This is a genomic window from Psychrobacillus sp. FSL K6-1267 (assembly GCF_038003265.1).
In the GTDB taxonomy this organism is placed as follows: domain Bacteria; phylum Bacillota; class Bacilli; order Bacillales_A; family Planococcaceae; genus Psychrobacillus; species Psychrobacillus faecigallinarum.
The window spans coordinates 2,604,139-2,617,137 of the sequence record NZ_JBBOOR010000001.1 but is presented as its reverse complement, the minus strand read 5'-3'; the positions used below and the strand labels follow the sequence as shown (position 1 = coordinate 2,617,137).

The window sequence follows — 12,999 nt, the reverse complement described above, 5'->3', positions numbered from 1 at the left end:
AAAAATGTTAGATTTAATTATCCTGATTTTATTAATTGCCGGCTTTGTAACTGGCGCTAGACGTGGGTTGATCGTTCAACTTATTCATATGACGGGCTTCATCGTTGCCCTCATCGTCGCCTATATCTATTATAAACCACTGGCAGACAAATTTGTTCTGTGGATACCATTTCCTGCAGTAACCTCAGATTCATCATTAACAATTGCAGTAGAAACATTGGACCTAGACCAAACGTTTTACCGGATTATCGCGTTTACTTTAATTTTTATGGTTGTTAAGTTTGGCTTACAATTAATAGCCTCCATGTTTGATTTTTTAAAGTATTTGCCTATACTAGGCTTTGTGAGTAATGTTGCAGGAGCAATTCTAGGATTTATAGAGTTTTATTTCATCATATTCGTCCTTTTATATGTTTTTGCGCTATTGCCAATTGAATTTATACAAAATATTACATCAGGTTCATTCTTAACTTCATGGATGCTTGAACATACGCCAATCCTATCTGAGATGGTTAAAAACTGGTGGTATATTTATTTAGAAAAGTAATATCTAGTATCTAAGAAGAACTTCTCTCAGTAGAGGGAAGTTTTTTTAAATAGAGGAGGTCTACTCATGGACAAAAAGACAATTATTAAAACGTTAGAAAAAATTGCGTTATATATGGAACTCCAAGGAGAAAATCCTTTTAAGGTGTCTGCTTTTCGTAAGGCTGCCCAAGTTTTAGAGTTAGACGAACGTAGCTTATCTGAGATGGACAATATTACTTCTCTGAAGGGGATTGGAGCAGCAACAGGGGCAGTGATCAACGATTTAATCGAAACTGGTGAGTCCTCTTTACTTAAGGAAATGCAAGAATCTGTGCCAGGCGGACTTTTACCTATGTTAAAGATTCCAGGTCTTGGAGGAAAGAAAATCGCCAAGCTTTATAAAGAATTAGGTGTAGATTCGATTGAGTCCTTAAAGATTGCATGTGAGGAAGGTAAGGTTAAAGGACTAGCGGGATTTGGAGCTAAAACAGAAGAAAAAATATTAGCACAGCTAGAAGTCTTTCAAACAAAACCTGAGAGAACCGCTATTTGGCAGCTTGAGCCTATTGTTGCTTTTATCGAAGGTATTTTAGCAAGCATGGATACTGTTGTTAAGTATTCTGTTGCAGGTTCCTATCGAAGAGTAAAGGAATCTAGTAAGGATATCGACTTTATCGTAGCAACGACTTTACCACTAAAGGTTAGAGAGGAATTGCTAGAGAAGCTCCCCCTACTAAAAGTGATTGCAGCAGGAGACACCAAGGTATCTGTGACCTTAGATGTAGAAAATGAGGTAGATGTTGATTTTAGGCTGGTGGAGCCCCATCAATACGCTTCCGCATTGCACCATTTTACCGGTTCTAAGGACCACAATATTAAAATGAGACAAATTGCCAAAGAAAAGGGTCTGAAAATAAGTGAATACGGGGTAGAGCAGGAAGATGGCTCCGTTCAGTCCTTTGAATCTGAGAAAGAATTCTATGCATACTTTGATTTACCTTTTATCCCGCCTACAATTCGAGAGGATGGAACAGAGCTAAACAAGCTAGAAATGATTCCTAGCCTTGTAACGTTAGAGGATATAAAGGGAGATTTTCATATGCACACTACGTGGTCAGATGGAGCTCACTCTATTGAAGAAATGGTAGAGGCATGTAGAGAAAAAGGATACTCTCATATTGTAATTACTGACCACTCAAATTATTTAAAAGTAGCAAACGGCCTTTCTAGGGAGAGACTGTTACAACAAATAGAAGCAATACATGTCATGAATGAAAAATATAGTGATATAGAAATTTTCGCAGGTACAGAGATGGATATACTCCCAGATGGCTCTCTAGATTTTGATGATGAATTGCTTGAGCAGTTAGACTTTGTTATTGCTTCCATCCATTCAAGCTTTAGTCAATCACAGGACAAGATTATGGCAAGGCTGAGAACAGCAATTGAAAATCCACATGTTCATATGATTGCTCATCCTACGGGGAGAATTATTGGTAGCCGTACTGGCTACGATCCGGATGTGCCGACTTTAATAGAGTGGGCAAGTGAATTCGGAAAGATATTAGAGCTAAATGCTAATCCGCATCGCTTGGATTTAGAAACAGTCTATTTAAAAATGGCGCAGGAAAAAGGTGTGCCAATTGCCATTAACACGGATGCGCATCATTTAGATCAACTAAGATATATGGATGTAGGCGTCAAATATGCACAAAAAGCATGGCTTCACAAAGAGAATATCGTTAATACATGGACATTAGATAAATTTAAACAATACTTGAAGAAATAATTAGGAGGTGCCTCGGTGATAGCTGAAAGAGCACTGAAAACTTTAGAATATTATAAAATCAGGGAAGAAGTAGGAAAATATTGTACTTCTTCTATTGGAAAATCTCATATTGAAAAATTAGTCCCTTCTGTAGATTATGAGGAAGTATCTATTCTATTAGAGGAAATGGATGAGGGTCTCACAATTCTTCGCTTGAGAGGGAACGTTCCTATGGGAGGGATTGTAGATATCCGTCCCCATGCGAAACGTGCTCAAATTGGTGGGATGCTGAGTCCAATGGAACTTATGGAAACTGCAAGCACTATTAGAGCAAGTAAAATTCTTCGAAACTTTTTAGAAAATGTGGCAGAAACAGAATCTGTAGAGATTCCTCATTTTCTTTCAAAAAAGGATTCGTTACCAATTTTGACAGCTTTAGAGCATGAGATAAACGACTGCATTGATGAAAACGGCAGCGTACTAGATAGTGCGAGTAGTACATTACGTTCCATTCGTCAGCAACTGAGAATTCAGGTGAGTCGTGTCCGTGAGAAGCTAGAGAGCTACACACGTGGCGCTAATGCAGCAAAAATGCTATCTGATTCTATTATAACGATTAGAAACGACCGATATGTGATTCCGGTTAAATCGGAATATCGCAGCCATTACGGAGGCATTGTTCACGATCAATCTTCTTCTGGTCAAACTCTTTTCGTTGAACCTTCAGCTGTAGTCCAGATCAATAACGACATTCGAGCTTTAAAGGTGAAGGAACAGGAAGAAATTGAACGCATTCTTATACGTTTGACAGGTGAGGTTGAGGTTGTAGGGCATGAGATTTTCCTTTTAGTTAACATACTTGGAGAAATCGATGTCATTTTAGCAAAGGCTAAATATGGACAGGCAGAAAAATGTACTATGCCCCAAATCAACAACGATGGTTATATACGCTTAGTAAAAGCGAGACACCCTCTTATTCCAGTAGATCAAGCAGTTCCAAATACGATTGAATTCGGAAGAGAAATTACAGCGATAGTGATAACAGGTCCGAATACGGGCGGGAAAACCGTTACTTTGAAAACAGTTGGCCTTTGTACTCTAATGGCTCAAAGTGGAATACCGATTCCAGCGCTGGACGGGTCAGAGGTTGCTCTGTTTGAATCTGTGTTTGCAGATATCGGAGACGAGCAATCTATCGAGCAAAGCTTAAGTACGTTCTCCTCTCATATGGTTAATATTGTGGATATTTTGAAGGAATATAACGATAAATCGTTAATCTTGTTTGACGAGCTTGGAGCAGGAACGGATCCTCAAGAGGGGGCAGCCCTAGCAATATCTATTCTTGATGCTGTCCACGGAACGGGTGCACGTGTCATGGCAACTACCCACTACCCTGAGCTAAAGGCATATGGTTATAACCGACCTGGTGTAGCCAATGCCAGTGTGGAGTTTGACATTGAAACACTAAGCCCGACCTATAAGCTTTTAATTGGTGTACCTGGACGAAGCAATGCGTTTGAAATTTCCGAGCGCTTAGGTCTACCAAACCATATAATTTCACAGGCTCAAACCTTTACTGGAACGGATCGAGGAGAGGTAAACTCCATGATAGCCTCATTAGAGGATAGCCGTAGGCAAGCAGAGCGAGATGCAGAAGAAACTGAGGTCGAGTTAGAAAAAGCTAAGCGCCTAAAAGACGACCTCGAGCAAAAGTTGGCTGAGTACGACGAGAAAAAAGAAAAACTAGAGCAAAAAGCAAAGGAAAAAGCGAGAAAGATTGTGGAAGAAGCAAGAAGAGAAGCGGATGAAATCATCAGTGAGCTACGAAAAATGCAGTCAAATACGCATAAGCTTGTGAAAGAGCATGAGCTAATAGATGCTAAAAAACGTTTAGATGAAGCCCTTCCGAACAATCCAGTTTTGAAGAAGCAGAAAAAATTGAATGAACAGGCAAAAGAATTAAAGTCGGGCGATGAGGTGAAGGTACTAAGCTTTGGCCAAAAAGGTACCTTACTTGAAAAAGTATCGAAAACTGAATGGTCCGTTCAGATCGGAATGCTCAAGATGAAGTTAGACGAGGCAGACTTAGAATATATTAAACCCGAAAAGCAGAAACAATCAGTATCAGTTAATGCTGTTAGAGGGAGAGATTCACATGTAAAGCTTGAGCTAGACCTACGTGGAGAGCGATACGAGGATGCTATACTTCGAACTGAAAAATATATAGATGATGCTATTTTGGCTAATTATCCACGAGTTTCTATTATCCACGGGAAAGGTACAGGCGTCCTAAGACAGGCGATACAACAGTACTTGAAAAATCATTCTCGAGTGAAAAGTTATCGATTTGGTGAAGCGGGCGAAGGTGGCCATGGAGTAACTGTAGTTGAACTGAAATAACATGGATGGAAGGAAAGAGATACAGATTTTGTGTACTTCTGTCATCTCTTTATTTACGATACTTATTCAAATAAATATATATTATGTTGAAACTTTTCAAATACCCATTCGTATAGAAAGAAAAGTTTGAGAGGGGCTATATCATGCTGCTAGGTAGTTTTTGGTCAAATCCATTAGTAGAATCTGCAGGTTATTTTAGTGTCGTTGTTTTATGTTTAATTGTTTCCATGGTTTTGTTTGAAATAGTGACCAAATATAAAAACTGGCAGGAAATTAAAAATGGAAATGTTGCAGTGGCATTAGCTACTGGTGGGAAAATATTTGGTGTGTGTAATATTTTTAAATACTCCATTGAAGAGCATAATTCCCTTTTTGAGATGATTGGCTGGGGATTATATGGCTTTGCATTACTAATTGTAGCTTATTGGCTTTTTGAGTTTTTAACTCCAAGTTTTAACGTCGATAAAGAAATAGAAAATGATAATCGCTCTGTTGGATTTATCTCGTTAATTATTTCCGTTGGATTATCATTTGTAATTGGTGCGAGTATTTAATTAGGAGAGATATAGATGGAAAAATTGTCGAAAATATTGATTGTAGTTGGAATATTTTTTCTAGCAATCGGCATACTATATATAGTAAAAAATTCATAGAACTAATTTAAACTCTAAACGAGGCTGTAATAATGCGTTTGTAATTCAAATTAATGAATTAGCGGATTATTGCGGTCTCTTTTTTTAGGAAAAGAAAGTAAATGCTTTCTTTTCCAATTATTTATCTAACTGCTACTGCCTTGTCCTGCGTGGTCAAATGGATAAAAGCTATGATAATTGTGTAACCGCTTTCTCGCTTTCTCCCTTTTGCATGTCAGGGCAGGCACAAGCGCTAATATTTTTCTTGTTTTATGAATTGAATTGTCATTCATTTTTATCTATAATAAAAAATAGGAATATTCACTCTATTAAAATCGTACAAAGGGGGCAAACAAATGATTGAAAAACCATGGCTTTCTCACTATCCGCCGGAAGTTCCACACACACTTGACTATGAATCTATTCCCGTCCAAGAGTATCTTACGAGAGCGTACAAGAAATTTCCAACGAAGATAGCTATACATTTCATGGGGAGAGATGTAACTTACAAAGAGCTATATGAATCATCAATGAAGTTTGCGAATTATTTGCAGTCATTAGGTCTGCAAAGTGGCGAAAGAGTAGCAATCATGCTACCGAACTGTCCACAAGGGGTTATAGGTTATTACGGGATTCTGTATGCTGGAGGTATTGTCGTTCAAACAAATCCTCTATACACCGAACGTGAGGTAGCTTATCAATTAAAGGATTCAGGAGCTAAAATTATTTTGGCTATGGACATTCTTTACCCTCGAATAACTAAGGTTATTAAAGAAACAAATTTGGAAAACTTAATTATTACAGGGATTAAGGATTACTTACCTTTTCCTAAAAACCTCATTTATCCTTTTATTCAGAAGAAGCAATATGGATTTAGTGTAAAAGTAGAGCATCGGGGGATGAACCATCTATTTACTGAAATTATGAAGGTTGGAAAGATGGATTCGATTTCTTTACCATTTGATTTTAATGAAGATATAGCTCTTCTACAATACACAGGGGGTACGACTGGCTTCCCTAAAGGAGTTATGCTCACACATAAAAATTTGATTGCAAACGCTTCGATGTGCCGTGCTTGGCTGCATGAATGTCGTGAAGGTGAAGAGTCAATTTTAGGAATTTTACCTTTCTTTCACGTGTATGGAATGACTACTGTTATGATTTTCTCTGTTATGCAAGGAAATCGTATGGTATTATTACCTAAGTTTGATGTAGAAACTGCTTTAAAAACAATTGATAAACAAAAACCTACATTGTTTCCTGGTGCACCAACTATGTATATAGGGATTTTAAATCATCCAGATGTAAAAAAATATGATTTATCCTCTATCGTAGCTTGTTTAAGTGGCTCGGCACCTCTACCAGCAGAAGTTCAGGAAAAATTTGAAAAAGTTACGGGTGGAAGACTGGTAGAAGGCTATGGCTTAACTGAAACTTCTCCAGTAACACATGCTAATTTAATCTATAGTGCAGATCGAGTAAAAGGTTCCATCGGTGTTCCTTGGCCTGATACGGAAGCAACTATTTTTGGACCAGAATCCACGGACCCATTACCTTATGGTGAAATAGGAGAAATCGCTGTAAAGGGACCACAAGTAATGAAAGGCTATTGGAATCGTCAAGAGGATACTGATATGACGATGAGAGATGGTTGGTTGCTAACAGGTGATTTAGGGTACATGGATGAAAACGGTTTCTTTTATATTGTAGACCGTAAAAAAGATCTTATTATTGCTGGTGGTTATAATATTTATCCTCGTGATGTGGAGGAGGTTCTTTACGAACATCCTGCAGTACAGGAATGTGTAGTTGCGGGTGTACCTGATCCATATCGTGGCGAGACTGTAAAAGCCTATATAGTTGTAAAAGAGGGAATGACTGCAACTGAGGAAGAGCTTAATACACATTGTCGCGAAAATCTCGCATCATTTAAAGTTCCAAGGATTTATGAATTTAGAAAAGAGCTTCCAAAAACAGCTATCGGAAAAATATTAAGAAGAAACCTTATAGACGAAGAAAGAGAAAAATTGAAGCAGGTGGCAGTACAGAGTTAATTGTTTATTGACAATATAAAAAATTGAATATAAAATAAAAATATGAATGAATCATCATTCATATTTTTATTTTTTGGTGGTGAATTCATTGAAGAAAGACAAACCTAAGTATAAGCAAATTATTGACGCTGCAATCATTGTTATAGCAGAGAATGGATACCATCAGTCTCAGGTTTCTAAAATAGCTAAACAAGCTGGTGTGGCAGATGGAACAATCTATTTGTACTTCAAAAACAAGGAAGATATTTTAATATCGGTTTTTGAAGAAAAAATGGAAGTTTTTGCGGATAACTTGAAGGAAATTTTAAAAGAGAATATCAGTGCTTCTGATAAGTTGTATAAAATGATCGAAAATCATTTTAAGGTGCTTGCTAGTAATAGGCATCTAGCAACTGTAACTCAATTGGAGCTACGTCAATCTAACCTAGCGTTACGTTTGCGAATAAATGCTATCTTAAAAAATTATTTGACATTACTCGACACTATCTTAAAAGAAGGTATTGAAAACGAGGAATTCGAAAATTCTGTAGATATTCGCTTAGCAAGACAAATGGTTTTTGGTACAATTGATGAGACGACTACTTCCTGGGTGATGAATGAGTATAAATATGACTTAGTCGGACTAACAGAAAAAGTACATCGTCTATTACTAAAAGGTATAACAACCTAAAAGGGATGTGGGTAGATGGAGTTTTTGTCATGGAATGTCGAAAATCATGTAGCAACCGTTACACTGAATCGTCCTCCTGCAAATGCATTAGCTAGGGGTGTTATTTTAGAGGTTAATAGCTTGCTAGATGAGGTGGAGCACGATGAAAATGTTCGTGTTATCCTTCTCAAAGGGGAAGGTCGATTCTTTTCTGCAGGAGCAGACATTAAAGAATTTACCACTGTGACTTCTGGAGAGGAGTTCTCGAAGCTAGCTTCTAGCGGACAAACTATATTCGAAAGAGTCGAAACATTTCCAAAACCGGTGATTGCAGCCATTCATGGTGCAGCACTTGGTGGGGGACTTGAGTTGGCCATGAGCTGTCATATTCGATTGGTCGCTGAAAATGCTAAACTTGGTTTGCCAGAGCTACAGTTAGGTTTAATACCTGGCTTCGCTGGTACCCAACGCCTTCCACGATATGTAGGGTTTGCTAAGGCGGCAGAAATGCTACTAACAAGTGAACCAATCAGTGGAAAGGATGCGGCAGCATTTGGGCTAGCTAATCATGCTTACCCAGAGGAAGAATTGTTTGAAAAAGCAGGGGAGCTAGCAAACAAAATTGCTACGAAAAGCCCTGTTGCCGTGAAGGCTGCTTTGGAAATGCTTCAATTTGTGAAGACTTCATCTTATCATGAAGGGGTAAAAGCAGAAGCAAACGCTTTTGGAACAGTATTTGTTTCAGAGGATGCCAAAGAAGGTATTTCAGCATTTATTGAAAAAAGACAGCCTGTCTTTAAAGGTAAATAACAATATTGGGAGGACTTCAACATGAATATTTATGTTCTAGTTAAACGCACGTTCGATACAGAGGAGAAAATTGTTGTAAGTGGTGGAAAAATTCAAGAGGATGGTGCTGAGTTCATCATCAACCCATACGATGAGTATGCAATCGAGGAAGCTATCCAAGTTCGCGACGCACACGGTGGTGAAGTTACAGTCATTACAATGGGTGGCGAGGATGCTGAAAAGCAACTACGTACAGCTTTAGCAATGGGTGCTGACAAAGCAGTTCTGATCAATACAGAAGATGATGTTGAAGAAATGGACCAATTCACAGCGGCTCATATAATTTCCGAATACTTAAAAGACAAGGATGTAGATTTAATCTTAGCTGGAAACGTTGCGATCGATGGCGGTTCAGGTCAAGTTGGACCACGCGTTGCAGAATTATTAGGTATAAACTATGTAACTACTATTACTAACCTAGAAATCGATGGAACAACTGCTACGATCAAACGTGACGTTGAAGGGGACACAGAAATTTTAGAAGCATCTTTACCTCTTTTAGTTACTGCACAGCAAGGTTTAAACGAGCCACGCTATCCTTCTTTACCGGGAATAATGAAGGCTAAGAAAAAACCTTTAGAAGAACTAGAATTAGATGACCTTGATATTGATGAAGATGACATAGAGGCAAAAACAGAAACAATAGAAATTTACTTACCTCCTAAAAAGGAAGCTGGAAAAGTTTTAGAGGGAGAACTAGCTGATCAAGTAAAAGAGTTAGTGAGCCTACTTCATTCAGAAGCGAAAGTAGTATAACTTTTACGGTTAAGTTTCTAGTAATCTATGAACTATCTTGTTAAATAAAGAGGGTTCGAATCATTTATTAAATGGGAGGAACAAATCATGTCTAAAAAAGTATTAGTTTTAGGGGAAGCACGTGAAGGTGCACTTCGTAATGTATCATATGAATCAATCGCTGCAGCAAAGCAAATTTCTGACGGTGGGGAAGTAGTAGCAGTATTACTAGGAGATGCAGTTCAAGATTTAGCTGCTGAGCTAGGAAAATACGGTGCAGACCGTGTGATTACTGTAGAGCATCCACACTTGAAACAATATACTTCTGATGGCTATGGTCAAGCTTTTATGGCTGTAATCGATCAAGAAAACCCAGAAGCAATTGTATTTGGTCATACAGCTCTTGGAAAAGATCTATCTCCTAAAATCGCTAGTAAATTACAAATCGGTCTAATTTCCGATGTAACAGCTATCGAAGGAGAAGGGGAAGATGCAGTATATATTCGTCCAATCTATTCTGGTAAAGCCTTTGAAAAAGTTAAAGTTAAAGAAGGTATTAAGTTCATCACAATTCGTCCAAACAACATCGCACCACTTGTAAAAGACGATAGCAAATCTTGTGACGTTTCTTCTCTATCAGTTGACGTCACAAACCTACGCACAATCATTAAAGAAGTAGTACGTAAATCTACTGAAGGCGTAGACTTATCAGAGGCGAAGGTTGTAATCGCGGGTGGACGTGGAGTGAAGAGTGAGGAAGGATTTGCACCATTAAAAGAGCTTGCGAACGTGTTAGGTGGAGCAGTTGGAGCTTCTCGTGGAGCTTGTGATGCTGACTACTGTGATTATTCACTACAAATCGGCCAAACTGGTAAGGTTGTAACTCCTGACCTTTATATCGCGGCTGGTATTTCTGGAGCAATTCAGCATTTAGCAGGTATGTCTAACTCTAAAATTATTGTGGCGATTAACAAGGATCCAGAAGCTAATATCTTTAAAGTCGCTGATTATGGTATTGTCGGAGACTTGTTTGAAGTTATCCCGATGCTAACAGAAGAATTCAAAAAACTTAAAGTGAATGCATAAAAAATGCTCGGCTCTTTAAGGGCCGAGTTTTTGTGTGAATAAATGAAATTTACGTGTGTAAGCTAAATTGTAGATGAAGCATTTTTTGTCTGCTATAATCTATTTAGAGTTAATAAAGGAGGAATTATATATGGCAATTGTTCATGGAACAGATCAAACCTTCTCACAAGAAGTTGAAAAAGGATTAGTATTAGTAGATTTTTGGGCAACATGGTGCGGACCTTGTAAAATGATTGCTCCAGTTCTAGAAGAAATGGATGCTGAAATGAGCGAGAAAGTTAAAATCGTTAAAGTTGACGTAGATGAGAACCAAGCGACTGCAAGTCAATTCGGTATCATGTCAATCCCAACATTAGTGTTATTTAAAGATGGTCAGCCAGTAGACAAAGCTGTTGGTTTCCAACCAAAAGAAGCACTAGTTCAATTCGTTGAGAAAAACGCATAATAATAAAAACCGGGTCCTCTAAGGCGCCCGGTTTTTTTAAACAGGTGATGAGATGAACGAACTAATTCAACAGAAATGTGCAATCCTACCAGATCAACCGGGCTGTTATTTGATGAAGGATCGGCAAGGCACTATTATATATGTAGGAAAAGCAAAAGTATTAAAAAATCGTGTAAGATCTTATTTTACCGGTTCACATGATGGAAAAACTCAAAGATTAGTACAAGAGATAGTGGACTTTGAATATATCGTTACATCGTCTGAGCTAGAGGCATTGATTTTGGAGCTCCATTTGATCAAAAAGCATGATCCAAAATACAATATCATGCTCAAGGACGATAAGACGTACCCATATATAAAAATTACAGGGGAAAAGAACCCAAAGCTAATTATTACAAGACAAGTAAAAAAGGACAAAGGGAAATATTTTGGACCCTATCCAAACTCCCATTCTGCCCATGAAACGAAAAAGCTGCTAGATAGACTATATCCATTAAGAAAGTGTCAAAAGCTACCTAGTCAAGTTTGTCTTTACTATCATATTGGTCAATGCTTAGCTCCATGTGTAAAGGAAATTGATGAACCAACATACACAGAAATAATTCACGAAATCTCTAGTTTCCTTAATGGCGGACATGGTAAGGTCAAGAAAGAACTGACTGAAAAAATGAACGCTGCAGCGGAACAGCTTGAGTTTGAACGAGCTAAAGAATACCGCGATCAAATTGCCCACATTGATCAAGTTATGGAAAAACAAAAAATGACGATGAATGATTTCACGAACCGTGATATTTTTGGATATTCAGTAGACAAAGGGTGGATGTGCGTCCAAGTCTTTTTTGTGCGTCAAGGTAAACTGATAGAAAGAGATGTGTCTCTATTCCCGATGTATCGTGACCCGGAGGAAGAGTTTCTTACGTTTCTAGGCCAGTTTTATGCCAAACCTGAACACATCAAGCCAAAGGAAATATTCGTCCCAAATACTACCGATTTGGATTTGGCGTCTGAGCTGCTGCAAATGAAGGTCATTATTCCACAAAAGGGAGCAAAAAAGAACTTAGTAGATCTGGCTCAAAAAAATGCTTCAATTGCACTGAAAGAAAAATTTCACTTAATCGAACGTCAAGAGGAGCGGACAATTGGGGCTGTAGAGGAATTAGGTCAGTTGATGGGAATTAGCATGCCAAGCAGAATCGAAGCATTTGATAATTCACATATCCATGGGACAGATGCAGTTTCAGCCATGGTAGTTTTTGTTGATGGCAGAGCATATAAAAAAGATTATCGTAAATATAAAACTAGAACAGCAGCCAAGCATGATGACTACGGAGCGATGCGCGAGGTTGTTCGAAGAAGATACACAAGAGTCCTAAAAGAAAGACTGCCACTTCCTGACCTTATCATTATTGATGGTGGTAAAGGACAAATCGAGGCTGCTCGCGAAATTATTGAGGATGAATTGGGCTTAGATATACCTATTGCAGGACTAGCCAAGGATACTAAGCACCAAACTTCTTCTTTGCTGTATGGTGATCCCTTAATGATTATACCTATGAAGCGGACTAGCGAGGCATTCTATTTATTACAAAGGATTCAAGATGAGGTCCATCGTTTTGCTATCACATTCCATCGTCAACAAAGAGGGAAGCATACGATTGCTTCTTCATTAGATGGAATAGAAGGAATCGGACCAAAGCGAAAAAAACTACTACTCAAGCATTTTGGCTCCGTCAAACGAATGCAAGCTGCATCTAGGGAAGAGTTAATCGAATCTGGGCTTCCTAGTAAATTGGCAGATAATCTAATCGCTCATTTTCAGAAAAATTTATTGTCTTCTGAATAATCTTATGTTA

11 protein-coding genes are annotated in these 12,999 nt (G+C 38.2%); all 11 read left to right on the top strand.

Going from position 1 to position 12,999, the window contains the following annotated elements; translation table 11 throughout:
• The first annotated feature begins 4 nt into the window (after positions 1-4).
• The 11 genes from MHB55_RS13310 to uvrC all read left to right on the top strand — a co-directional run bounded on the left by MHB55_RS13310 (position 5) and on the right by uvrC (position 12,989).
• Positions 5-547: a CvpA family protein gene (locus MHB55_RS13310; protein ID WP_144535516.1), complete on the top strand. Its 543-nt coding sequence runs from the start codon at positions 5-7 to the stop codon at positions 545-547.
• Positions 548-613: 66 nt separating this feature from the next.
• Complete coding sequence (gene polX, locus MHB55_RS13305; RefSeq protein WP_144535518.1) at positions 614-2,317, top strand: DNA polymerase/3'-5' exonuclease PolX; 1,704 nt, start codon at positions 614-616, stop codon at positions 2,315-2,317.
• Positions 2,318-2,332: 15 nt separating this feature from the next.
• On the top strand, positions 2,333-4,696 hold the full coding sequence (locus tag MHB55_RS13300) for an endonuclease MutS2 (RefSeq protein WP_340863419.1): 2,364 nt from the start codon (positions 2,333-2,335) through the stop codon (positions 4,694-4,696).
• Between the two features lie 143 nt (positions 4,697-4,839).
• Positions 4,840-5,250, top strand: coding sequence for a DUF350 domain-containing protein (locus tag MHB55_RS13295; protein ID WP_144535521.1), 411 nt, complete (start codon positions 4,840-4,842; stop codon positions 5,248-5,250).
• Positions 5,251-5,684: 434 nt separating this feature from the next.
• Positions 5,685-7,382 carry an AMP-binding protein gene (locus MHB55_RS13290; protein ID WP_151113591.1) on the top strand — a complete coding sequence of 566 codons (1,698 nt, stop codon included), beginning with the start codon at positions 5,685-5,687 and terminating at the stop codon, positions 7,380-7,382.
• 88 nt (positions 7,383-7,470) lie between these two features.
• Positions 7,471-8,052, top strand: a complete 582-nt coding sequence (locus MHB55_RS13285; RefSeq protein WP_144535525.1) for a TetR/AcrR family transcriptional regulator — start codon at positions 7,471-7,473, stop codon at positions 8,050-8,052.
• 15 nt (positions 8,053-8,067) lie between these two features.
• The gene (locus MHB55_RS13280; RefSeq protein WP_144535527.1) at positions 8,068-8,841 is read left to right on the top strand and encodes an enoyl-CoA hydratase; all 774 of its coding nucleotides are present in this window, start codon (positions 8,068-8,070) and stop codon (positions 8,839-8,841) included.
• 21 nt (positions 8,842-8,862) lie between these two features.
• The gene (locus MHB55_RS13275) at positions 8,863-9,636 is read left to right on the top strand and encodes an electron transfer flavoprotein subunit beta/FixA family protein (protein WP_144535529.1); all 774 of its coding nucleotides are present in this window, start codon (positions 8,863-8,865) and stop codon (positions 9,634-9,636) included.
• Between the two features lie 87 nt (positions 9,637-9,723).
• Positions 9,724-10,701, top strand: a complete 978-nt coding sequence (locus tag MHB55_RS13270) for an electron transfer flavoprotein subunit alpha/FixB family protein (RefSeq protein WP_144535531.1) — start codon at positions 9,724-9,726, stop codon at positions 10,699-10,701.
• Between the two features lie 130 nt (positions 10,702-10,831).
• Positions 10,832-11,146 (top strand): thioredoxin, encoded by a 315-nt coding sequence (trxA, locus tag MHB55_RS13265; RefSeq protein WP_144535532.1) that lies wholly within the window; start codon positions 10,832-10,834, stop codon positions 11,144-11,146.
• Positions 11,147-11,198: 52 nt separating this feature from the next.
• Positions 11,199-12,989 (top strand): excinuclease ABC subunit UvrC, encoded by a 1,791-nt coding sequence (uvrC, locus tag MHB55_RS13260; RefSeq protein ID WP_144535534.1) that lies wholly within the window; start codon positions 11,199-11,201, stop codon positions 12,987-12,989.
• Positions 12,990-12,999: the final 10 nt, after the last annotated feature.

What these genes read in the sequence shown, in the direction of transcription:
- MHB55_RS13310 (WP_144535516.1), top strand. Translation starts at nt 5, where the DNA reads ATGTTAGATTTAATTATCCTGATTTTATTAATTGCCGGCTTTGTAACT.
- polX (WP_144535518.1), top strand. Translation starts at nt 614, where the DNA reads ATGGACAAAAAGACAATTATTAAAACGTTAGAAAAAATTGCGTTATAT.
- MHB55_RS13295 (WP_144535521.1), top strand. Translation starts at nt 4,840, where the DNA reads ATGCTGCTAGGTAGTTTTTGGTCAAATCCATTAGTAGAATCTGCAGGT.
- MHB55_RS13290 (WP_151113591.1), top strand. Translation starts at nt 5,685, where the DNA reads ATGATTGAAAAACCATGGCTTTCTCACTATCCGCCGGAAGTTCCACAC.
- MHB55_RS13280 (WP_144535527.1), top strand. Translation starts at nt 8,068, where the DNA reads ATGGAGTTTTTGTCATGGAATGTCGAAAATCATGTAGCAACCGTTACA.
- MHB55_RS13275 (WP_144535529.1), top strand. Translation starts at nt 8,863, where the DNA reads ATGAATATTTATGTTCTAGTTAAACGCACGTTCGATACAGAGGAGAAA.
- MHB55_RS13270 (WP_144535531.1), top strand. Translation starts at nt 9,724, where the DNA reads ATGTCTAAAAAAGTATTAGTTTTAGGGGAAGCACGTGAAGGTGCACTT.
- trxA (WP_144535532.1), top strand. Translation starts at nt 10,832, where the DNA reads ATGGCAATTGTTCATGGAACAGATCAAACCTTCTCACAAGAAGTTGAA.
- uvrC (WP_144535534.1), top strand. Translation starts at nt 11,199, where the DNA reads ATGAACGAACTAATTCAACAGAAATGTGCAATCCTACCAGATCAACCG.